Origin of the sequence: Novosphingobium chloroacetimidivorans (genome assembly GCF_014204535.1) — a bacterium.
In the GTDB taxonomy this organism is placed as follows: Bacteria; Pseudomonadota; Alphaproteobacteria; order Sphingomonadales; family Sphingomonadaceae; genus Novosphingobium; species Novosphingobium chloroacetimidivorans.
Map to the genome: position 1 here is coordinate 304,415 of NZ_JACHLR010000003.1, position 21,319 is coordinate 325,733.

The 21,319-nt window shown below is 67.3% G+C and carries 20 protein-coding genes; 8 read left to right on the forward strand and 12 right to left on the reverse strand.

Annotated features, from left to right (window positions below; genetic code table 11):
* Positions 1 to 114 precede the first annotated feature (114 nt).
* The 4 genes from HNO88_RS05430 to hisN form a co-directional block, all read right to left on the reverse strand.
* Positions 115 to 774, reverse strand: a complete 660-nt coding sequence (locus tag HNO88_RS05430) for a hydrolase (protein ID WP_184243052.1) — start codon at positions 772 to 774, stop codon at positions 115 to 117.
* Positions 775 to 1,196: 422 nt separating this feature from the next.
* Entirely contained in the window at positions 1,197 to 1,922 is a 726-nt protein-coding gene (gene trmB / locus HNO88_RS05435; protein WP_184243053.1) for a tRNA (guanine(46)-N(7))-methyltransferase TrmB, read from the reverse strand.
* Between the two features lie 214 nt (positions 1,923 to 2,136).
* On the reverse strand, positions 2,137 to 2,559 hold the full coding sequence (locus HNO88_RS05440) for a gamma-glutamylcyclotransferase family protein (RefSeq protein ID WP_246381195.1): 423 nt from the start codon (positions 2,557 to 2,559) through the stop codon (positions 2,137 to 2,139).
* An 8-nt stretch (positions 2,560 to 2,567) separates the two neighbouring features.
* Entirely contained in the window at positions 2,568 to 3,350 is a 783-nt protein-coding gene (gene hisN, locus HNO88_RS05445) for a histidinol-phosphatase (RefSeq protein ID WP_184243054.1), read from the reverse strand.
* Between the two features lie 188 nt (positions 3,351 to 3,538).
* Between hisN and HNO88_RS05450 the strand changes: the two genes are divergently transcribed.
* Entirely contained in the window at positions 3,539 to 4,477 is a 939-nt protein-coding gene (locus tag HNO88_RS05450) for a helix-turn-helix domain-containing protein (protein WP_184243055.1), read from the forward strand.
* A gap of 57 nt (positions 4,478 to 4,534) precedes the next feature.
* Here HNO88_RS05450 and HNO88_RS05455 read toward each other — a convergent pair whose 3' ends face one another.
* Together HNO88_RS05455 and glpX are read right to left on the reverse strand one after the other, a co-directional pair.
* Positions 4,535 to 5,470 (reverse strand): ribose-phosphate pyrophosphokinase, encoded by a 936-nt coding sequence (locus HNO88_RS05455; RefSeq protein ID WP_184243056.1) that lies wholly within the window; start codon positions 5,468 to 5,470, stop codon positions 4,535 to 4,537.
* A 339-nt stretch (positions 5,471 to 5,809) separates the two neighbouring features.
* Positions 5,810 to 6,793, reverse strand: coding sequence for a class II fructose-bisphosphatase (gene glpX, locus HNO88_RS05460; RefSeq protein ID WP_184243057.1), 984 nt, complete (start codon positions 6,791 to 6,793; stop codon positions 5,810 to 5,812).
* 67 nt (positions 6,794 to 6,860) lie between these two features.
* Here glpX and HNO88_RS05465 point away from each other — a divergent pair, with 67 nt between their 5' ends.
* Complete coding sequence (locus tag HNO88_RS05465) at positions 6,861 to 7,313, forward strand: hypothetical protein (RefSeq protein WP_246381196.1); 453 nt, start codon at positions 6,861 to 6,863, stop codon at positions 7,311 to 7,313.
* A gap of 136 nt (positions 7,314 to 7,449) precedes the next feature.
* Here the strand turns inward: HNO88_RS05465 and HNO88_RS05470 are convergent, their stop codons facing one another.
* Together HNO88_RS05470 and HNO88_RS05475 are read right to left on the reverse strand one after the other, a co-directional pair.
* Positions 7,450 to 8,757, reverse strand: a complete 1,308-nt coding sequence (locus HNO88_RS05470) for a homoserine dehydrogenase (protein ID WP_184243058.1) — start codon at positions 8,755 to 8,757, stop codon at positions 7,450 to 7,452.
* A 79-nt stretch (positions 8,758 to 8,836) separates the two neighbouring features.
* Positions 8,837 to 9,697, reverse strand: coding sequence for a hypothetical protein (locus HNO88_RS05475; RefSeq protein ID WP_184243059.1), 861 nt, complete (start codon positions 9,695 to 9,697; stop codon positions 8,837 to 8,839).
* 367 nt (positions 9,698 to 10,064) lie between these two features.
* Here HNO88_RS05475 and HNO88_RS05480 point away from each other — a divergent pair, with 367 nt between their 5' ends.
* The 4 genes from HNO88_RS05480 to HNO88_RS05495 all read left to right on the forward strand — a co-directional run bounded on the left by HNO88_RS05480 (position 10,065) and on the right by HNO88_RS05495 (position 12,699).
* Complete coding sequence (locus tag HNO88_RS05480) at positions 10,065 to 10,736, forward strand: energy transducer TonB (RefSeq protein WP_184243060.1); 672 nt, start codon at positions 10,065 to 10,067, stop codon at positions 10,734 to 10,736.
* Positions 10,737 to 10,823: 87 nt separating this feature from the next.
* Entirely contained in the window at positions 10,824 to 11,597 is a 774-nt protein-coding gene (locus tag HNO88_RS05485) for a MotA/TolQ/ExbB proton channel family protein (RefSeq protein WP_184243061.1), read from the forward strand.
* A 98-nt stretch (positions 11,598 to 11,695) separates the two neighbouring features.
* Complete coding sequence (locus HNO88_RS05490) at positions 11,696 to 12,229, forward strand: ExbD/TolR family protein (RefSeq protein ID WP_184243062.1); 534 nt, start codon at positions 11,696 to 11,698, stop codon at positions 12,227 to 12,229.
* A gap of 35 nt (positions 12,230 to 12,264) precedes the next feature.
* Positions 12,265 to 12,699, forward strand: a complete 435-nt coding sequence (locus HNO88_RS05495) for an ExbD/TolR family protein (RefSeq protein WP_184243063.1) — start codon at positions 12,265 to 12,267, stop codon at positions 12,697 to 12,699.
* Between the two features lie 334 nt (positions 12,700 to 13,033).
* Here HNO88_RS05495 and HNO88_RS05500 read toward each other — a convergent pair whose 3' ends face one another.
* On the reverse strand, positions 13,034 to 15,493 hold the full coding sequence (locus HNO88_RS05500; protein ID WP_184243064.1) for a ligase-associated DNA damage response DEXH box helicase: 2,460 nt from the start codon (positions 15,491 to 15,493) through the stop codon (positions 13,034 to 13,036).
* A gap of 454 nt (positions 15,494 to 15,947) precedes the next feature.
* Here HNO88_RS05500 and HNO88_RS05505 point away from each other — a divergent pair, with 454 nt between their 5' ends.
* The gene (locus tag HNO88_RS05505; protein ID WP_184243065.1) at positions 15,948 to 17,408 is read left to right on the forward strand and encodes a BON domain-containing protein; all 1,461 of its coding nucleotides are present in this window, start codon (positions 15,948 to 15,950) and stop codon (positions 17,406 to 17,408) included.
* A gap of 85 nt (positions 17,409 to 17,493) precedes the next feature.
* On the opposite strand, the gene pgmG is transcribed toward HNO88_RS05505, so the two are convergent.
* From pgmG to HNO88_RS05520, 3 genes are all read right to left on the reverse strand, one after another.
* On the reverse strand, positions 17,494 to 18,933 hold the full coding sequence (gene pgmG / locus HNO88_RS05510) for a phosphoglucomutase/phosphomannomutase PgmG (protein WP_184243066.1): 1,440 nt from the start codon (positions 18,931 to 18,933) through the stop codon (positions 17,494 to 17,496).
* A gap of 161 nt (positions 18,934 to 19,094) precedes the next feature.
* Entirely contained in the window at positions 19,095 to 19,397 is a 303-nt protein-coding gene (locus HNO88_RS05515; protein ID WP_184243067.1) for a J domain-containing protein, read from the reverse strand.
* A 37-nt stretch (positions 19,398 to 19,434) separates the two neighbouring features.
* A complete protein-coding gene (locus tag HNO88_RS05520) occupies positions 19,435 to 20,256 on the reverse strand; it encodes a division plane positioning ATPase MipZ (RefSeq protein ID WP_184243068.1) in 822 nt (273 codons plus the stop codon).
* A 108-nt stretch (positions 20,257 to 20,364) separates the two neighbouring features.
* On the opposite strand from HNO88_RS05520, the gene panC reads away from it, so the two are divergent.
* Positions 20,365 to 21,222: a pantoate--beta-alanine ligase gene (gene panC, locus HNO88_RS05525; protein ID WP_184243069.1), complete on the forward strand. Its 858-nt coding sequence runs from the start codon at positions 20,365 to 20,367 to the stop codon at positions 21,220 to 21,222.
* Positions 21,223 to 21,319: the final 97 nt, after the last annotated feature.

Below are 21,319 nucleotides of genomic sequence, written 5' to 3' on the forward strand. Positions count from 1 at the left end.
GGATCCCGCTTCCTTCCGATGCCCGGTCGGCATCGCAGAAGGAGAAGCGGGGCCCCCGCCTGCGCGGGGGCGACGAACTATGGTTTACGCAAATTTCGATGTCAGCCCGAAGGCTCAGTGTCCGCCCTCGGAGGCGTTGAACATGGTCTTGGCGTATGTGATGCCCAGGCCGTAGGCGCCGCCAACCTTGCGGGCGATGCCGGTGGTCATGTCGTAGGTCTCGGTCCGGGCCCAGTCGCGCTGCAGTTCGAGCAGGTACTGGAGCGAGGTGATCGGACGGGCGCCGGCCTGGATCATCCGCTCCACCGCACGCTCGTGCGCCTCGGTGGAGATGTCGCCGCTGGCATCGGTGATGACGTAGGCCTCAAAGCCTTGCTCGATCGCGGAGAGCACCGGCCCGACGATGCAGACGCTGGTCCACAGCCCGGCGAAGACGATGCGCTCCTGGCCGATGCGGTTCACTTCCTGGATCACGCCTTCGTCTTCCCAGGTGTTCATGCTGGTGCGGTCGAGCATGGCTTGGCCGCCGAAGGCCTCGACGATCTCGTCGAACATGGGGCCCGAGAAGCTTTTCTCGGCGACGGTCGTCAGGATGGTAGGCACCTTGAACCCCGCGGCAGCCTGGCTGACCAGCGCGGCGTTGTTGCGCAGCAGCTCGGGCGCGATCGACTTGGTGGCGAAGGCCATCTGCGACTGGAAGTCGATCAGGACAAGCGCGTGGTTGGTGGGCGAGAGCAGCGACTTGGCAGGGGTGGCGGTGGCGGTGATCGACATGGTGGTGTTCCTCTTCTCGAATGTGGCGCCGCGAGATCGTCTCGGGCTGAGAGGAGGTTTATGGCGATCACGCTTACCTAAACAGCGTGATAAAACTGGATCATCTTTTCAGGTTTCTAGGTAAGCTGCAGGAAGGTGAGGGGGATCAGTCACATAGCTAGGTGCCCAGCATGTGCAGCAGCAATCAATTGCGATGAAAACAGGTTGCTTCCCCAACTCTCGTCATCCCCGCAGAAGCGGGGATCCATCTCCTGACCTCGCGCAACAGGAACCACCTGGAGATGGATTGCCGCTTTCGCGGGAATGACGAAGAAAGGTAGGGTTGCAGAAGTCGGCGAGTGATACCGTTCAGCAGCGCATCCACGCTGACTTGGCACACACATGGCCAACTCCGTCCCTTTGATGGTGCAGAGCGCTGCCACTCACGTGCGGCGGTAGCGGAAGTACCAGACCTCGTGCCCGAGCTTGCGCGCCTTCGCTTCGTAGCGCGTCTCGGGCCAGCCGCCCGGGCGCTTGAGGAAGTCCTGCGGCCCCTCGCACAGCCAGTCGAACTCGGCGGTGTGGCGCTGCATGACCATCAGCGCGTGGCGCAAGTAGACCGGATGGTCCGTGCCGAAGCGGAACTCGCCGCCCGGCCTGAGCTTGGCGGCGATCATGCGCACCGGCCCATCGTTCATCATCCGCCGCTTGGCATGACGCGCCTTGGGCCAGGGATCGGGGTGCAGCAGGTAGACGAACGAGAGCGCACCGTCGGGCACGCGCGCGAGCACATCGAGCGCGTCGCCATGGTGGATGCGCACGTTGCCCAGCGGGGTCCCGGCCCCGCCATGCGTCGGTGATTCCCCGTCGACATGCATAAGCGCCTGGGCGACGCCGTTGATGAAGGGCTCGCAGCCGATGAAGCCGTGGTCGGGCAGCATGTCGGCACGACCCGCCATGTGCTCGCCGCCGCCGAACCCGATCTCGAAATGCAGCGGCCGGGCCGAGCCGAACAGGCGCTCGGCGGTGACCGGGCCTTCGTCAGGCACGGCGATGCGCGGCAGCAGCGTGTCGATCAGCCCTTGCTGGCCGGCGCGCAGGGCCTTGCCCTTGGCACGGCCGTAGAGGCGGTTGAGCGTGGTCGGATCGCCGGGCTTGTTCGCGGTCATGGCATCTTCACGGGCATGGGGGCGCGCGATGGCAGGAGGGGAGGTCAGGGTCAATGGAGAGACGGTGCGATCGCTTGCGAGCCTCTATGCCGTCCGTCGTCCCCGCGAAGGCGGGGACCCCGCTTATTCTTCCGTCCAGTGGAGAGTAGCGAGAAGCGGGGCCCCCGCCTGCGCGGGGGCGACGAGAAGTAGAGCATTCCCGAAAACAGCAGTTTCAAACAAGGCAATGGCCCGAGGACGAGCCGAACGCTCGCCTTCGCTCATGGGCAAGCCACCACAGAAAGTCGCCACCGGCCATCCACACAGCACCAGCCGGAAGCGCGCTGCGCCAGACGTAGCCCGAGCACGTCACCATTCGGCCCGCAGCTCGCGCCCGCAAGGTGGTGCGCCGATAATCCGTGCCCTCGTAGCGGTCGAGCCGCGCCACATCCGCCCGGCTCAGCTCCGCCCGCACGAGCGTGCCCCGGCAGCGCGCCGCGCCCGGCAGCAGCGCCGGATACCAGCCGCGCGGGTCCGGAACGGCGATCAAGCGCCCTGCCACGCTTGCCGGCTCGGCCTCGACGATCCGCGGCCGCAGCCAGTCCGCCATCGCAGTGCCCGCCGCGGGTTGCAGCGTGCCGTAGAGGAACAGCCGCAAGCGCCGCCTCAGTGGTGGCAGGCCATCGCCTCGACCACGTCCTCCAGACGGGCCGGGTCGCCGATCGCAAGGACATGCCCATCCGAGCCCTGGTGCAGCGGCTCGCCGTTCCAGTCGCACATGGTGCCGCCGGCGCCCTCGACCACCGGCACCAGCGCGGCCCAGTCATGAAGCTGCAGCCCCGCCTCGCAGATCAGGTCGAGGTTGCCGCTCGCCAGCAGGCCATAGTTGTAACAGTCGCCGCCCATCATCATGCGCTTGTGATCGGTCTTGGCGGCAAGCGACATGAAGTGCTCGCCCTCATGATCGTCGAAGTATTGCGGCCCGGTGGTGGCAAGCGTCGCCTGGTCGAGCGTCGGGCAGGCGCGGGTGCGCACCTCCATTCCGTTGAAGGTCGTCACCCGACCGCTGGCGCCGACCCAGCGCTCGCCCAGGATCGGCTGGTCGATTACGCCCAGCACCGGCCAGCCATCGACCAGCAGCGCGATCAGCGTGCCGAAGATCGGGCGTCCGGCCAGGAACGACACCGTGCCGTCGATCGGGTCGAGCACCCAGGTGCGGTTGCTGCCCCCCTGTTCCTCGCCGTACTCCTCACCGATCACACCGTCACGCGGCACTTCGGCCTTGAGGATGCGGCGCATGGCCTCCTCCGCGGCGCGATCGGCGATCGTCACGGGCGAGGCATCGGGCTTGCGCTCGGACAAGAGGCCGGACCGGAAATGCGGGCGGATCGCCGCCCCTGCCGCATCGGCGAGGCGCATGGCAAGGGCGAGTTCGTCATCGAGTTTCATGACGCCTGCTGTGCCACCGGCGTCCCCTGCCCGCAAGTAACCGCTCGCTACTGGACGGCCGCTCAATAACGCGAGACCAACAACTTATGTCATGTCTTTTTCGCAACACCGTGTAAGGGAAACAATTGCGTAACTCGGCCGATACGCTTTAACCATTATGCTGGACACCAACGCAACTTGAGAGGGGCATGATCCGTTCTTCGCGACCGGCCGTAGACCCTCGCATCGCGCCCGCCTATGGTGTGACGCGGGATGGTCAGCCGCTGTCCTACAATCGCGCTCCGTCGCCCGACTTGTCCGCATGGGTCGCGCGGCTTTCCGTGGCCAAGCTGCACCTGCAGCCCGGCCATACGCTGGCGTGCGGACTCTTCGCCGACACGGCCGGGATCCGCATCCAGCTTGCGGGCGCGTTCGAGCTGGCAACTCTCGACGGAGTGCAGGATCATACGCGCGGCGCCTTGTTTTGCGGACCACATTCCCGCCTGATGCCGGTTCGCGTGCGTGGCGACTTCATCTCGATCGGACTATCGCTGCGACCCAGCGCCTGCACCGCGCTGATGGGACCGGTGTTACCCCAGTACGTCGACCGAGTGGTTCCAACTCGCAAGTGGTCGCCCGAATACCTGCTGTCGCTCTTCGATCCCGCAGGTTCTCCGGAAGGTTGGCTGACCAGCCTTGAAGACGCGGTGCGCAGGGCGATCGTAGAGCACAAGGACGCCGGACCCGAACCGATCACCGCGCGGTTCGAGGAGATCGCCTTCACCGATCCGGCCATGTCGGTCGCCCAGGCCGCCCGCGAGCTCGAGGTCGACCGCAGGCGGCTGGAGCGGCTGGTGCTGCGCGACTTCGGCATGCCGCCCAAGCAAGTGCTGAAGCGCGCGCGCGCGCTCGACATGGCGAGCCACTTGCGCGGTGTGGCCGATGGCGACGAGGGCGAGGCGCTGGCGCTGCGCTACTACGACGAAAGCCACCTGATCCGCGAATTCGTGGAGCTGTTCGGCATGTCGCCGCGCCAGTTCACCGCTTTGCCCCAGCCCCTGCTGACGCTGACCCTGGAAGCGCGGCAGGCGCGCCGGCTCGAGATGATGAACAGGCTTGCGCCGGGCGACAAGCGGCCCTGGGAATAGGGTATGGCCGGCGCCACCTCTCCCGCGTGGGGAGAGGATGGCTGCCTTGCGACCCGATCAATCGAACAGGCTGGAGACGGAGCTTTCGTCGGCGATGCGGCGGATCGCCTCGCCCAGCAGCGGCGCGATGGTCAGGGTGCGGATGCGGGTCGAGTCCTTCGTGGCGTCGGTCGCCAGGATCGAATCGGTGATCACCAGCTCGGTCAGGGCCGAGTTGTTGACCCGCGCGACCGCCCCGCCCGAGAGCACGCCATGGGTGATATAGGCGGTGACGCTCTTGGCGCCGGCATCGAGCAGCGCCTGGGCGGCGTTGCACAAGGTGCCGCCCGAATCGATGATGTCGTCGATCAGGATGCAGCAGCGGCCCTTCACGTCGCCGATGATGTTCATGACTTCGGACTGGCCGGGCTTGTCGCGGCGCTTGTCGACGATCGCCAGCGGCGCGTTGTCGAGCCGCTTGGCGAGCGCACGGGCGCGCACCACGCCGCCGACGTCGGGCGAGACGACCATCAGCTCCTGCTCGCCATAGCGAGCCTGGATATCGGCGCTCATCACCGGAGCGGCGAACAGGTTGTCGGTGGGGATGTCGAAGAAGCCCTGGATCTGCCCGGCATGCAGGTCGACCGAAAGCACGCGGTCGGCACCGGCCTGGGTGATCAGGTTGGCGACCAGCTTGGCCGAGATCGGCGTGCGCGGGCCCGGCTTGCGATCCTGGCGGGCATAGCCGAAGTAGGGCACCACCGCGGTGATCCGCTTGGCCGAGGCGCGGCGCAGCGCATCGATGCAGATCAGCAGTTCCATCAGGTTGTCGTTGCACGGGAAGCTGGTCGGCTGGACCACGAACACGTCCTCGCCGCGCACGTTCTCGTGGATTTCGACGAAGACCTCCTCGTCGGCGAAGCGGCGCACGCTGGCATCGGTCAGCGGCAGCTCGAGGTAGGCCGCCACTGCGCGCGCCAGCGGCAGATTGCTGTTGCCGGACATGATCTTCATTGCGAGCTGTTCCTTGGCCACCCGAGACGCGCCCGCCTCTAACCGAGCGTCACGCGATTGCAAGATGAGGCTGGGGAGGGCCGGCCGTCAAATCATGCAGCAAAGTCTGGCGTATACCGCTTCGCGTGCGATTCGGTCGCTGGTCGCGTGCGCCCTCCGCCCTGGGGATCTGCCCTGAGCCGGATCGATCGTCGCCCCCGCGCAGGCGGGGGCCCCGCTTCTTTCTCCGCGCCCGGTGCAAGAGGAACAAGCGGGGTCCCCGCCTGCGCGGGGACGACGGAGATCAGAGATGACGGAATTGAGAGTTGTTTGCCGCCTTGGCATGGCGGCCCTCACATCTCACCGGGTCCGATGTTCGCCCTTGATCCAGCGCACCGTGCCCGAGCTCGCGCGCATGACGACGCTCTCGGTGGTCATCTTGCCACCCTTCAGGCGCTTCACGCCATCGAGCAGCGAACCGCTGGTGACGCCCGTGGCGGCAAAGATGCAGTCGCCCTTGGCGAGGTCTTCCAGCTTGTAGATCCGGTCGAGGTCCTCGATGCCCCACTTGCGGGCGCGGCCGCGCTCGTCGTCGTTGCGGAACAGCAGCCGGCCGTTGAACTGGCCGCCGACGCAGCGCAGGGCCGCAGCCGCCAGCACGCCCTCGGGCGCGCCGCCGGAACCCATGTACAGGTCGATCGTGGTATCCTCGTCGGTCACCGCGATCACGCCGGCGACATCGCCGTCGCCGATCAGCACGACGCCGCAGCCCAGAGCGCGCAGCTCGGCGATCAGCGCCTCGTGACGGGGCCGGTCGAGCACGCAGACGTTGATCTGGCCGGGCTCGACGCCCTTCGCGGCGGCGACGGCCTTGACGTTCTCGGTCGGTGATTTGTCGAGCGAGATGATGCCCTCGGGGTAACCGGGACCGACCGCCAGCTTGTCCATGTAGACGTCCGGCGCGTTCAACAGGCCGCCTTCTTCCGCAGCTGCCAGCACCGCCAGCGAGTTCGGTCCGGCCTTGGCGCAGATGGTGGTGCCTTCCAGCGGATCGAGCGCGATGTCGATCTTGGGGCCGCTGCCCGGCGCGCCGCCGACCTTCTCGCCGATGAACAGCATCGGCGCTTCGTCGCGCTCACCCTCGCCGATGACCACGGTGCCGTCCATGTAGAGCCCGTCGAACGCCTTGCGCATGGCCTCGACGGCGGCATGGTCCGCCGCCTTCTCGTCGCCCCGGCCGATCAGCTCGGATGCGGCGATGGCGGCGGCTTCGGTGACGCGGACCATCTCCAGAACGAGAACGCGATCGAGAACTTTGCTTGCGGGCGTCGACTTGTTCTGCATGTTCACTCCGGATTAAGCGGGTACGGCGTGCTAAAAGGCACGATGCGCTTAGACAGAGGAACTGTGATTGTCGAGACGAAGCGCCCCCATCCTCGCGTTGTTCTTCGCACTTGCGGCGACATCGCCCGCGATCGCCCAGAATGTTTCCGAGGCCGACCGCGAAGTGGCCCGCGGATTGATGCTGCGCGTGGGCAAGTATGCCAAGCCCGTCCGCCCGCGCTGCGAGGCGCCCAAGGGTGACGACATCATCGTGTGCGCGCGCGACAACGAGCAGTTCCGCGCGCAGTCGAGCAGCGCCGAGGATCCGACCGGCAGGGCCGGCACGGACGACGGCCGCCTGACGCCTCCCGACGTCTCGGGCAACGGCATCTTCAAGGGCAAGCCGACGATGGGGGGAATGTGCCTGATCCCGCCCTGCGCCGGCCCGAAGGCCTACATGATCGACTTGTCGAGCATTCCCGAGGCGCCGGCCGGGTCTGACGCGGACAGGATCGCCAAGGGCGAGATCAAGGTGCCATAGCCTGGCGTCGTCCCGGGCTTGACCCGGGACCGGTTGCGGTCGCGACGAGCCCCGCTGCGCATGCGAGAGCCTGGGACATGGCGGAACCGGTCCCGGGTCGAGCCCGGGACGACGCCGGCCCTCGACCCTGGCGCGTTTACCCTCCGATGATCTGCATCACCAGCGGCGGCTTGGCGACGCTGTCCGAGCCCTGGAGGATGCGCAGTGCCTCGCTCACGCCCGATTCCGGACCCTCGTGAGTGACCAGGGCGACGATCACCTCGCCCTCTTCGCCGCCGCGGCCCTTCTGGATGAAGCTTTCGATCGAGACGCCGGCATCGCGCATCGCCGCGGTGATCTCGGCGAGCACGCCCGGCCGGTCGGGCACGATGAAGCGCAGGTACGAGCGCCCGAGGCGATGCCCCGACTGCGCCGGTTCCAGTGATTCGAGCTCGTGGCTGGGCATCGAGAACGCCGCGCCCTTCTCGCCGCGGGCGATGTCGATCAGGTCGGCGACGACCGCGCTCGCCGTCGGCCCCTCGCCCGCGCCGGCGCCCTGGAACAGCAGCCGGCCCATGAAATTGCCCTCGGCGACGACGGCATTGGTGGCGCCATCGACGCTGGCGAGCGGATGGTCGCAATGGATCAGGTGCGGCCGCACGCGCTGGAACAGGCCGGGAGCAGCGCCGCGACGATCGATCTCGGCCGTGCCGATCAGGCGGATCACGTAGCCGAGCGCACGGGCCTGGGCGATGTCGGCAGCCATCACGCCCGAGATGCCGGTGGTCTCCACCGCATCGAAGCGCAGCCGGGTGCCAAAGGCGATGCCGGCCAGGATCGCCAGCTTGTGCGCCGCATCGATGCCCTCGACATCGAACGTCGGGTCGGCCTCGGCATAGCCCAGGCGCTGCGCTTCGGCGAGCACGTCGGCGAAGTCGCGGCCGGTGTCCTCCATGGTGGAGAGGATGTAGTTGCAGGTGCCGTTGAGGATGCCGTAGACCCGCTCGATCGCGTTGGCAGCCGCGCCCTCGCTCAGCCCCTTGATGACGGGAATCCCGCCCGCGACCGCGGCTTCGAACTTGAGCGCGACGCCCGCGGCCTCTGCGGCTGCGGCCAGTTCCAGGCCGTGGTGCGCGATCATCGCCTTGTTGGCGGTGACGAACGACTTGCCCCCGGCGATCGCCTTCCTCGCCAATGCCAGTGCCGGACCGTCCGAGCCGCCGACCATCTCGACGACCACGTCGATGTCGGATTGCCCGGCCACGTCCGCCGGATCGTCGAGCCAGCGATAGCCCGACAGGTCGACGCCGCGGTCCTTGGTGCGGTCGCGCGCGCTCACCGCGCTGATGCGGATCGGGCGACGCGCGCGGCGGGCGATCAGTTCGGCATTCGTCTCGATCAGGCGCACGACGCCCGCACCAACGGTGCCGAGCCCGGCGAGGGCGATGTTCAGCGGTTCAGCCATGGAGCTCCCTTTCGGACGCGCGCCCTAAGCGAGCAGACGCGCGATGGCCAGCGGCTAATCCCCGCCGGCCGCTACGATGTCAGGACGCGCGGCGGCACGGCCCGAGCGCATCGAGGACGAAGCGATAGTCGGCCTCGGCCATCGCGCGCGAGGTTTCGCCTTCCGACATGTTCGCCTCGGGCGGCGGGCTGGCCGGGAGCGCGCAGGCGAGCCGATACCACTGCAGCGTGTCGCGCTCCGGCGGACTGCCGAGTTCGGCGACCAGTTCGGAGAACGAGGCGCCCCATTGCGGCGGCCGGCCGGGCTGGCGACGCACGGTGATGCTGGCGGCGGAGTTGTCGGCCGTATTGAGGAAGATCTGGGTCTCGCCCTCCCCGGCCAGAGTTCCGGGCACGTGGATCATCTCACGCACGCCGGTCACCCGCGCCGGCGCGTCGGGCGCCAGCAGGGCGGTGATGATCGTGCGCAGCCGCGCTTCCGTCGCCTCGCTCCAGGCGATCTGCGCACCGGGGCGCACCAGCTGCAGCTCGCCGGGACGGCTCGGCACCGTGCGGGCGAACAGGATCACCTCGTCCTTCTTGCGCGCGAGCGGCTTGCCCTTCGCGGTTACCGGCAGGTCTACCAGGTAGGCGAAGGCCTGCCCGATCGGACTGCCGCCGGTGATCAGCGCCCGCGTCTCGGCCTGGATATAGAAGCGTGCCGTACCCGGAGCGGCCGGGCGCATGCGCGCGTCCTCGACCCGCACCAGCTTGCGCAGGCGGGCACGCACCACCAGCGGCGCCGAATCGGCCAATGCGGCGAGGTCCGCATAAGTCAGCGCGGTGGGCGCGGAGGTCGCGGGCACCAGGGTTGGCACTTGTGCCGTCACCGATGCAACCGGCACCGCACCGGCGGCGAGGGCCAGTAGAGCCACCGCCAGGGGCCGACGGGGAAAGGTCATCTGCGCAATCTCCAAGATTCTCCCGGCCCCTGTCATGCCACGGCCGCATCGCGTCACCAAACCGGGTGGGATCGATCACACCGGGATAAGGCGAAGTCCTGCGTGTGGCTACTGAATCGAAAGTTAACGGATGGCAGGCCGAAAGAGCGTTGCACGGGTTGACCTTCACCGCTAAGAATTGCGCAAAATCGGGGATGACAGCAAAAAAACGTCCCCGCGGTTTGCTCCAGGAGCGATTGCGCTCTGGAAGAGCGGGTCGTTTGTCGTCAGGGTGGACATAATAGTTTCTTCACGGGCGCCACAGGGGCGGCGTTCGTGGGCTCCCCCGGGTTTGCCCGGGCCCTGTTAGATGGAGTGATGTATCTGAATGGCTTACGCTGACCAATCGATGAGCGGTAACAAGGTTACCGCGATCGTCATTGTTGCGCTGATACATATCTTCATTGGTTACGCGCTCGTCACCGGTCTCGCCTATGAGGCGTACAAGAAGGCGGTCCAGAAGGTGACGACCGTGGACATCAAGGAAGAGGAACCGAAGAAGGAGGAGGAGCCACCACCACCTCCGGAGAAGAAGGTGGAGGCTCCGCCGCCGCCGGTCGCTCCTCCGGTGAAGATCAACGTCGCGACGACGCCGCCGCAGATCCAGACCGTGACGGTCGCCCCGCCGCCGGCGCCGCCGGTCGTGCTGGCCGGTCCGCCGATCGTGGCTCCACCGGCACCGCCTGCGCCGCCGGCGCCAACGGGTCCGACCTCTGCCGCCCAGCCGCGCGGCAACCCCGCGTCCTGGGCCACCCCGGACGACTATCCGCAGCGCGCCTTGCGTGAGGAAAAGACGGGCACCACCGGCTTCCGCGTCACCGTCGGCACCGATGGCCGCGTGGTGGACTGCACCGTCACCAGTTCCAGCGGCACGCCCGAGCTTGACGACGCCACCTGCAAGAACGTGACGCGCCGCGCCCGCTTCAAGCCGGCACTGCAGAACGGTCAGCCGGTACAGAGCAGCTACTCGAACCGCATTCGCTGGGTCATCCCGGAGTAAGCCGCTTTCGTGACATCCGCGGGCGGCACGCGCCGCCTGCCAAGCACATCCACTTAGCAAGTTTCTGTTTCAAGAGGACTAAACCGCATGCTTATCGTTGACCTTCTCGCCGCCGGCGCCCAGGGCGCGCCGCAGAACAAGTTCGGTTTCGCCGAAGCGCTCGAGCAGGGCGGTTTCATCGCCTATGCGACCGTCGTGATCCTGGGCATCATGTCCTTCGGCTCGTTCTACATCCTGTTCACCAAGTACTTCGAACAGGCCAAGATCCTGCGCCAGTACAACACCATCCGCTCGACATTCTGGAAGGCGCCGACGCTGCGCGAAGGCACCACCAAGCTCGAGAAGAACAGCGCATGGCGCCAGATCGTCGACGACGGCCTCTCGGCCGAAGAGCAGCACGCCAAGATGACCGACGCGCTGGAAGCCCACGACTGGATGCACAGCTCGCTCGCCCGCTCGGAAGCTTCGGTCAACGCCCGCCTCGCTTCGGGTCTGCCCTTCCTCGCCACCGTGGGTGCGACCTCGCCGTTCATCGGTCTGTTCGGTACCGTGGTCGGCATCTACCGCGCGCTGATCAACATCGGCCTCGCCGGTTCGGCCTCGATCGACAAGGTCGCCGGCCCGGTCGGTGAAGCTCTGATCATGACCGCGCTCGGCCTGCTCGTCGCGGTTCCCGCGGTGCTCGCCTACAACTACCTGCAGGCCCGCAACAAGCGCATCGCCGAGCTGCTGACCGGCTTCTCGAACGACGTGCTCGCCAACATCACCTCGCGTGGTGCGGTGAAGCCTGCCGTTGCGCTTGCCCCGGCCAAGACGGTCGCCGCTCCGGCGAAGCCCGCCGCCACTCCGGTCAAGTCGTAAGACACCGGCTGCAGGTGCGAAGGGCGGGCATGCGCGCCCCTTCGCACCTGTTCCCGAGGTCGACCCTCGGATCCAGGGCTAGGAACTAGGACAACACTATGGCGATTTCTACGGGCGGAGGCGGTGCAGAAACACCCATGTCCGACATCAACACCACGCCGCTCGTCGACGTGATGCTGGTGCTCCTGATCATCTTCCTGATCGCGGTTCCGGTCGCGATCCAGACGATCGAAAAGCTGCGCATTCCGATCATCGAATCGACCGAATCCAAGGACAAGGTCGAGAACCTGCTGCTCACCGTCTCGACCACCGACGATGCCGGTCGCGCGGCCGGCGAGCCGGGCTTCGCCGGCGCTTCGCGAAATGGCGAGTGCCGCGTGTACTTCAACAACGTCACCCCGGTCACTTCGGAAGAACTCCGCGACCGTGCGTTCAAGCGCCTCGATGACATCGTCAAGCGCGAGGGCGGCCCGGAGGCGCTGAAGAACAACCCCGACGCGATCCCGCAGGTCCACATCCGCGGCGACGTGCAGGCTCCGTGGCGCTGCGTGGCCGGTGCCATCTACAACGTGCAGGTCTCGGGCTATCCGACGGTGGGCTTCATCTCGAACCCCGTCGATCCGAACGCCTGACGCGGCTCAGAACAAGAAACTAGGAGTACTTCCCCATGGCAATGTCAGGCGGCAAGGACGACGGCTCTCCGATGATGGAGATGAACACGACGCCGTTGATCGACGTCATGCTCGTGCTGCTGATCATGTTCATCATCACCATCCCGGTCGCCACCCACTCGATCGACATCGACCTGCCGGTGGCCACGCCGCCGACGAGCACGCCCCCGCCGGTCGATCCGGTCAAGAACAAGGTCGTGATCACGCCGGACGACAAGATCCTGTGGAACGGCACCCAGATCGACGGTCCGATCCTGGTGAACAACCTGCGCGAATCGCTCACCTTCAAGGTCGAGCCCGAGCTGCAGTTCCAGCCGGACGGCGGCGCCAGCTACGATCTGTCGGCCAAGGTCCTGCAGATCATCAAGGCCTCGCAGATCACCAAGTTCGGCTTCGTCGGCAACGAGCAGTTCTCCCAGTTCAGCAAGTAAGCTGACGGGTACATACCCGAGAGGGTCCTGGAGGGGCGGAGCGATCCGCCCCTTTTCTTTTGTAGGCGATGAAGGGAGTTTCACGCGGAGGCGCGAAGACGCGGAGAAGATCAGGATGGGAAACCACTTTTCGCGCAGAGGCGCAGAGGCGCGAAAAAGCATGAGGAAGCTGGCGGCCGAAAAATCGCGGCGAAGCCGCCCTCTAACCCGCACTGAGAAGTCGGCAGGCATATCGCGCCTGCGGCGTCCAACCCCCTCCTTCTTCCTCCTCTCTGCGCCTCTGCGCGAATTATTCTTCTTTCTTCCTCCGCGTCTCCGCGCCTCCGCGTGAACCCTAATCCCCCTCGACCTCGACCACCGGATCGGTCCGCATAGCCAGCGAGGCCAGGCTCTCCGCCTCCAGCAGCAGGTCGTCGTCCGCCGCGCCCGACGGCAGGTTCTCGCGCCCGATCATCGAGATCACCGGGACCGACAGCGGGCTGATGCGATCGAGGTGCACATGGTCGATCTGGGTCGCTGCCCGGTCGAGCACGTCGCCCACCCGGCCGACATCGGTCATGCGCTCGCGGGCATCGGCCCAGGCGGCCTGGATCAGCAGGTGGTCGGGCTCGTACTTGCGCAGGACGTCGTAGATCAGGTCGGTCGAGAAGGTGACCTGCCTGCCCGACTTCTTCTTGCCCGGCTGCTGCCGCTCGACGAGGCCGGAGATCACCGCCACCTCGCGAAAGGCGCGGCGCAGCAAGTGCGACTGCTGCACCCAGTCGACGAACTCGTGCGTCAGGATGTCGGGCGAGAGGAGGTCGACCGGATCCTCCACCGCCTGCAAGCCCCATACCGCCAGCGTGTAGTCCGTGGCCACGAAGCCGAGCGGGCCCAGACCGCGATCCTCCATCCGCCGCGTCAGCAACATGCCCAGCGACTGGTTCGCGTTCCAGCCCTCGAACGTGTAGTACGTCGTGTACTCGACCCCGCGATGCGGAAAGCTCTCCACCAGCAGCCGCCCCGGGACCGGCAGGTGCGAGCGATAGTCCTGCACCTCCAGCCACTCGCGCACGTCGTCGGGAAACCGCGCCCAGCCCGCCCGGTCGGCCAGCATCTCGCGCACGCGCTCCGACAGCGTCCCGGTGATGGGCAGGCGCAGGCCGGTATAGCTGGGGATCGTCGCCGACTTCCTGGCGGCGCGCACCACCAGCTCCAGATCCTTCATCGATTCGACTTCGAGATCGATGCCGGCGAAGCGGAAGGTGTCCCCCGGCTTGAGGCTGGCGCCGAACATTTCCTCCACTTTGCCCAGCGACCGGCCGTTGCGGAACCGCACTTCCAGCATCTCGGAATCGACGATGATCCCGGCATTGAGCCGGTGCCGCGCGGCATGCTCGGGGTGCGCCAGCCGCCAGGTGCCGTCACGGTCCTTCACGATCCGCTTGAACCGGTCGTAAGAGCGCAGCGCGTAGCCGCCGGTGGCGACGAAATCGAGCACACGGGTGAAGATCGCCTCGTCGATCCAGGCATAGGCCAAGCAGCTGCGCACTTCGGCGCGCAAGTTCTCCTCGCGGAACGGCCCGGCACAGGCGCAGCCCATCACGTGCTGGGCGAGCACGTCGAGGCCGCCCGCGCGAAAATCCTCGCCATCGCGGATGCCGAGCTCGACCGCCTCCTGCGCCGCCATCGCCTCGATGAACTCGAACCGGTTGCCCGGAACCAGCAGCGCCTTGCTGGGCTGATCGAGCCGGTGATTCGCGCGCCCGATGCGCTGCAGCAGGCGCGAGGAGCCCTTGGGCGCGCCCATCTGGACGACCAGGTCGATGTCGCCCCAGTCGACCCCCAGATCGAGGCTGGCGGTGCAGACCAGGGCGCGCAGCTCGCCCCGCGCCATCGCGCCTTCCACCTTGCGCCGCGCCTCTTTCGACAGCGAGCCGTGGTGGATGCCGATCGGCAGGTTGTCGTCGTTGGCATCCCACAGCCACTCGAAGATGTATTCGGCCAGGAACCGCGTGTTGGTAAAGATCAGCGTGGTGCGGTGCGCCTTGATCTGGGCGTAGAGCTGCGGGATCGCCCAGGTTGCCGCGTGCCCGCTCCAGGGGATGCGCTCCCCCTCGGGAAGCAGGATCGCGACGTGCGGGTCGGCGCCCTTCTCGCCCTGGACGAGCGCGACGCTGTCGATGTCGCCCCACGGCGCCAGCCAGCCCTGGTACTCCTCGGGCACCGCGACCGTCGCCGAGAGTCCGGCGCGCTGCAACTGCGGCGCGAGCGCCTGCAGCCGTGACAGCGCCAGCGCGAGCAGATCCCCCCGCTTGCCGGTCGCAAAGGCATGGATCTCGTCGATCACCACGCGCTTGAGCCCAGCGAACAGCGTCGCCGCTTCGGGATAGCTCAGCAGCAGCGACAACGATTCGGGCGTGGTCAGCAGCACATGAGGCGGACGTGCGCGCTGCCGCGCCTTGCGATCGGACGGGGTGTCGCCGCTGCGAGTCTCGATCCGCAGGCCCAGGCCCATCTCCTCCACGGGCGTGAGCAGGTTGCGCTGCACGTCGTGCGCGAGCGCCTTGAGCGGCGAGACGTAGAGCGTGTGCAGCCCCTCGGGCGCAGGCGCGCCGTCCAGCCGCGAGGGGCAGAACGCCGCCAGCGTCGGCAGAAACCCGGCGAGCGTCTTGCCCGCGCCGGTGTCGGCGACGAGCAGCGCGTGCAGCCCGGCGTCGCTGGCCTGCAGCATCTCCGCCTGATGCCGCCGCGCCCGCCACCCTCGCCCGGCGAACCAGGCTTCGATCTCGGGCGGCAGGTCGGTCGCGGGCATCGGACCAAAGTGGCGACAAGCCGGCGCCGGGACAAGGCGGGTGAACAAGGAGGCACCTGGCGGCCGCTTCAAGGCGAGGTCAGTCGGTGTCGGTGCCAGCCGCCGCGTGCTCGTCGCGAGCAATGCTGGCGTATCGCAACAAGGGCGCGAAAAGATTGGGATGCTCTCGCTATTCCCCGAACGCAGAGATCCATCTCACGATGCCGCGCAACGACCCGCCGCCTGTCACCTCGCGCCACCCGACAGGCGCCGCTCTCAACCATGCTGCACATGCGAGATGTAACCGCGCTGTTACAACAACTTATGTTGCGTTCGACGGAGCACATCGTGCGCCCAGCGGTGGAGCGAAGCGCCGGAGCGCCGCGTTCTAGGTTCACTGGGAGGGATCGGGAAACGTGTGCGCCTTCGAGCACATCAGTCCCGCTCCCGAGCACCCAAGCAATGGAGAAATCCGATGAACGAACGCGATCGTCAAAATCCCTATGGCCGCAGCGAGCAGCAAGGCGGCGGATACCGCAGCGAGTCCGGCTCGCCCAACCACTCGAGCCAATCCGGCCAGGTCAGCCAGTGGCAGGGCGACACCTTCCGCCAGCAAGGCGGTGACTGGCAGCAGGACAGCAACCAGCGCGGCGGCAGCGACGACAACTCGCGTGACTACCGCTTCTCGGGCCAGGGCAGCCAATTCGGTGGCAGCTACGGCGACCAGGACTATGGCAGCAGCGGTTACGGCAGCAGCAACTATGGGCGCAGCCAGGATTTCAGCCGCGGCGCCTCGCAGGATTACCGTGGCGGCTCGAGCTATCGCGGCCAGCTGAACGACGATGACTTGCGCCGCGATCAGCGCGACGCTTCGCGCAACTACGACCAGGCGCGCGGCGGCTACGGCCCCGATCACGATCGCGGCGGGCGCGGTTGGCAGAGCTCGCAGGGACGCCAGGACCAGGCGACGCGGGGCTATGCCGGCCGGAACTACGATGCCAGCGGTGGCAACGATTTCGGCAGCTTTACCAGCGAGGACTACGGCGGGCGTGACTTCTACAACCGCGGCGGCGGCGTCTCCGGCGGTGCGCGGTCGAGCGAATCCTATCGCCCCAGCTATGGTGTCGGCGCCTGGCTGAACCGCGACGACGACGATCGCCATAGCCGCAGCAGCAACCGCTCCGGCCACGAGGATTACGGCAGCTGGCGCCAGTACGGCGAGAGCCGCGGTTTCCTGGCCAAGGCGGGTGACGAGATCGCCAGCTGGTTCGGTGACGAGGATGCCTCGCGCCGCCGGGAGCAGGATCAGCGTCAGGATCAGCAGCAGGGCCGGAGCTACGGCCAGCAGCAGAGCCATCGCGGACGCGGACCTTCGAACTACACCCGTTCCGACGAGCGGATCCGCGAGGATGCCAACGATCACCTGACGCACGATCACCACATCGATGCCAGCCACATCACGGTCAGCGTCAAGGACGGCGAGCTGACGCTCGACGGCACCGTCGAGAGCCGCGACGCCAAGCGCCGGGCCGAGGATTGCGTCGAGCACATCTCCGGCGTGAAGCACGTGCAGAACAACTTGCGCGTCCAGGATCGCAGCTCGAGCGCCGGTAGTTTTGGCGGCAGCTATGGGTCGAGCAGCTACGGGTCGAGCGGGTCCGGGTTCACCGGCAGCAGCAGCGCCGGCACCGGGCCTGGCTCGGGCACGTCGGGTAGCTCTGGCCTGAGCGGCGGCACCGGAACCTCGAGCCAGGGCACCGGGTCGACCAGCCTCAGCCTCGGTGGCAGCACCGGCAGTTCGTCGACCGGCACTTCGTCGACGACCGGCTCGTCCTCGACCTCGAGCACCGGTGGCGCGAACACGACCGAGGGTGTCGGCTCGACCGCCTTGGCGGGCGTCGGCAGCACCTCGCGCACGAGCGACAAGACGAGCTGAGCTTCAGCCCATCGTCGATTGAGGGAGGGGGGCCTTGCGGCTCCCCTTTCTTCTTGGGGCTGGTGGAGGGAGAAGCGCAACGGCGCTACCCCCGCCGCAGCCCCGACAAAGCCAGCTGCTCGTCGATCTGTCCCAGCAGCCGCTCCAGCCCCTCTGCCGTCCCGCTCTCGGCCCGGGCAACCAGCACGTCCTGCGTGTTCGATGCCCGGAGCAACCACCAGCCGTCGGACGTTGTCACCCGCACGCCATCGAGGTCGACCACCTCGGCGCCGGTCCGGGCAAGCCGCTCCCGCACTTCCTCGACCGCGGCGAACTTGCGGCTTTCGTCCACCCGGAAGCGCAGCTCGGGCGTGTTGAACATTTCCGGCATCGCCCCGCGCAGTTCGGTCACCGTCCGGCCCAGCCGTAGCGAGGCGGCGATCAGGCGCACGGCGGCGTAGAGCCCGTCGTCGAAGCCATAGTATCCATGCTTGAAGAACACGTGCCCGGTCATCTCGCCGGCCAGCGGCGCGCCGGTTTCCTGCATCTTGGCCTTGATCAGCGAGTGCCCGGTCTTCCACATCAGCGGCTTGCCGCCATGCGCGGCGATGGTGTCGAACAGCGCGCGGCTGGCCTTGATGTCGGCGATCACGGTGGCGTTGGGCAGCTCGCGGAGCAGGTCCTCGGCAAACACGCCGAGCAGCTGGTCCCCCCAGATCACCCGCCCCTGCCCGTCGACCACGCCCAGGCGGTCGGCATCGCCATCGAAAGCGACTCCGAAATCGAGGTTCTTGGCCGCGACCAGGGCCCGCAAGTCTGCAAGGTTGCACTCTTCGGTAGGGTCAGGATGATGGTTGGGAAACGTTCCGTCGATTTGGGTGAAGAGCAGGTGATGCTCGCCTGGCATGCGGCTGGTCAGCAGCTCGAGGGCGGGGCCGGCCGCGCCGTTCCCCGCATCCCAGCCGATCCGCATGGCGGCAAGCCTGTCGGCGGGCAACCCGTCGATGCCCTGCAGCAGGCGCGTGACATAGGCGTCCAGGATATCGACCCGGGTGACGCAGCCAGCTTCGCGCCCGTCTTCCCCGACAACGTCATCCCAGTCGCCTTCGGCCGCCATCGCGCCGAGCGTCTGGATATCCGCACCGAAGAACGGAGCCCCGCCAAGTACCATCTTGAAGCCATTGTGATCGGCGGGATTGTGGCTGCCAGTTATCTGAATGCCGCCCTGCACATCCTGCATTGAGGCTTCGGCGTAGTACAGCATCGGCGTCGGCCCGAGCCCGACGCTGACCACATCGACACCGCTGGCGATGAGGCCGGTGATCAGCGCGCTTTCCAGCATCGGCGAACTCAGGCGTCCGTCGTAGCCGACCACCACCTTGGGCCACGCTTGCGCACCCTTGCTGCCGAGACCTGGGCCGCCACGCGCCACCAGCGTGCCGAAGCTGCGGCCGATCGCCTGCGCGTCCTCGACTCCCAGCGTGGTACCGAACACGCCGCGGATGTCGTATTCGCGCAGGATCGTGGGATCGAATGCGTGGGCCACCTACGATCTGTCCTGTTTGCGTGAAACCACATAGACAGATCCGCTCGTGTCGAGAGAAGTCGAGACACGTTGGGGCAGTGCTCTCGTGTCTCGACTTCGCTCGACACGAACGGGATTGTGAAGCGATGTCATTCGATCAGGACCGGTCCAGGCTGCCGGCATCAGTCCGTAGCGTGCGGGGGCAGCGCGGCCAGCAGCGTGTCGCGCGCCGCATTGGCTTCGTGCACCAGCTCGTTGCTGCCGCCCCGATCGGGGTGGACTTGCGCGAGGAGCCGGCGGTGCGCCTCGATGATGTCCTGCCGCCCGGCGCCCGGCGCCACGCCCAGCAACGTGCTGGCGCGCTGGCGGCCGGCGCGATCCTGCACCGAAGGGCCGCTCACCGCCTTGGGCTGCCAGGGCCAGCGCCCCGTCGCCAGCTTCCATGCGACCAGCGCGAGCGCGACCAGGATGACGAGCTTGATCACGCGCGGGTACCTCTCTGCGGGATGACGAAGGGCAGGCTCACTCCGCCGCGACTGCCAGTTCCGCCTCGTCCGAAACGGGCGGGCGGGTGGGTACGGGCAGGTTCAGCCCGGCGACGAGGCCGCGCAGTTCCTGCCGCGCGACCAGGTGGCTGGTACCAAGGTCACCCAGGTGCCCCTTGTCCAGCAAGGTGAGGCCCGAGGGAAACAGCTCGCGGAAGATCACGCGCTCCGACAGGCCACCGGCGATGCGGAAGCCCACGCGCTTGGACAGCTCCTGCAGTGCCCCGTCGAGGCGCTTCATGTTGCGCGCCTGGAGCTGCTGGGTGCGGTTGCGCACCACCACCCAGTCGAGATCGCGCTTCGCCTCGTTGATGGTCGAGTGCGCGCGCTTCTTGCGCGCTTCCCACATCAGTTCCGCATAGAAGGAGAGCTTCTTCACCTTGAAGGTCTCGCCCTCGACCTGGCCGATGAGGTCGAAATCGACGAAGCTGTCGTTCAGCGGCGTCACCAGCGTGTCGGCGGTGGTGGCGACATGGCGGGCGAGCGGATCGTCCTTGCCGGGCGTGTCGAACAGCAGGAAGTCCTGCCCGGCGCCGATCTCGGCCGCGATCTCCTCCAGCTCCTCGACGCTCTGCCCGTCGTAGTAGGTGAAGCGCGTGCCCGGCAGCGCGATGGCGCGCCGCTTCTCGGTGTCGAGGCGGTTCTCCATGTAGCGAAACAGCGTGCGCTGGCGATGGTCGAGGTCGATGCACGCGACCTGTGCGCCCTGGTACGCGAGCGCGATGGCCACGTGGACCGCGGTGGTGGACTTGCCGGTGCCGCCTTTCTCGTTGGCGAAGACGATGCGGTGCGCTGTCACGGTCTTTTCCCTGGCTATCTAAAAACGTTGCCGGCTCGCAGCTGGCGCGGCACATCGCGCAACCCTGAGTCCGATCCTGCCGACATCATATCGGAGCGTGCCGCCGCAATGCAATTGATCCACACCCTTGATCCACTGCGAAGCGCTGTCGACGCCTTGCGCAGCCAGGGCCCGGTGGCCCTGGTGCCCACCATGGGCGCGCTGCACGAGGGCCATCTCACCCTGGTGCGCGAGGCGAGACGGCGGGCGGCAAGCGTCGTCGTCTCGATATTCGTGAACCCGCTCCAGTTCGGAGCGAACGAGGATCTGGACGCCTATCCTCGCCAGCTGGAACGCGATTGCGCGCTTCTTGAGGCGGAGGGCGTGGACCTGGTCTGGGCGCCGAGCGTCGAGGTCATGTATCCTGCCCGCTTCGCCACCAACGTCTCTGTGTCCGGCGTGAGCGAAGGGTTGGACGGGGCTGCGCGGCCCGGTCATTTCGATGGCGTCGCCACCGTGGTGTCCAAGCTGTTCAACCAGGTGCGGCCGGATCTGGCCCTGTTCGGCGAGAAGGACTGGCAGCAGCTCGCCGTCATCCGCCGCATGGCGCGCGACCTCGACCTGACGTTGCCGCGCGCCGACGCGATCCATGGCGTGTCCACCGTACGCGAGGCCGATGGCCTGGCGATGAGCTCGCGCAACGCCTACCTCACGCCCGAGCAGCGTGCCGCTGCCGTGGCCCTGCCCCAGGCCATGCGCGCCGCCATTGTCGAGATCGAGAGCGGGGTCGATGTCGGCGATGCCCTGGCGCACCTCGCGCGCACTCTGCTGGCGAGCGGGTTCCTCTCGGTCGACTATGCCGAGCTGTGCGATGCGGCCGATCTGTCGGTGCTGATGGCGCGCGGCCCCAAGCCGATGCGCCTGCTGGTCGCCGCGCGCATCGGCAAGGCACGGCTGATCGACAACATGGCCGTGATGCCGGTTTGACCCAGATCCTCCCCTGCAAGGGGAGGGGGACCGCCGCCGCAGGGGGTGGTGGAGGGGTGTAGCCCTCTCGGTCGCACATTACGCAGGCGGTGACACC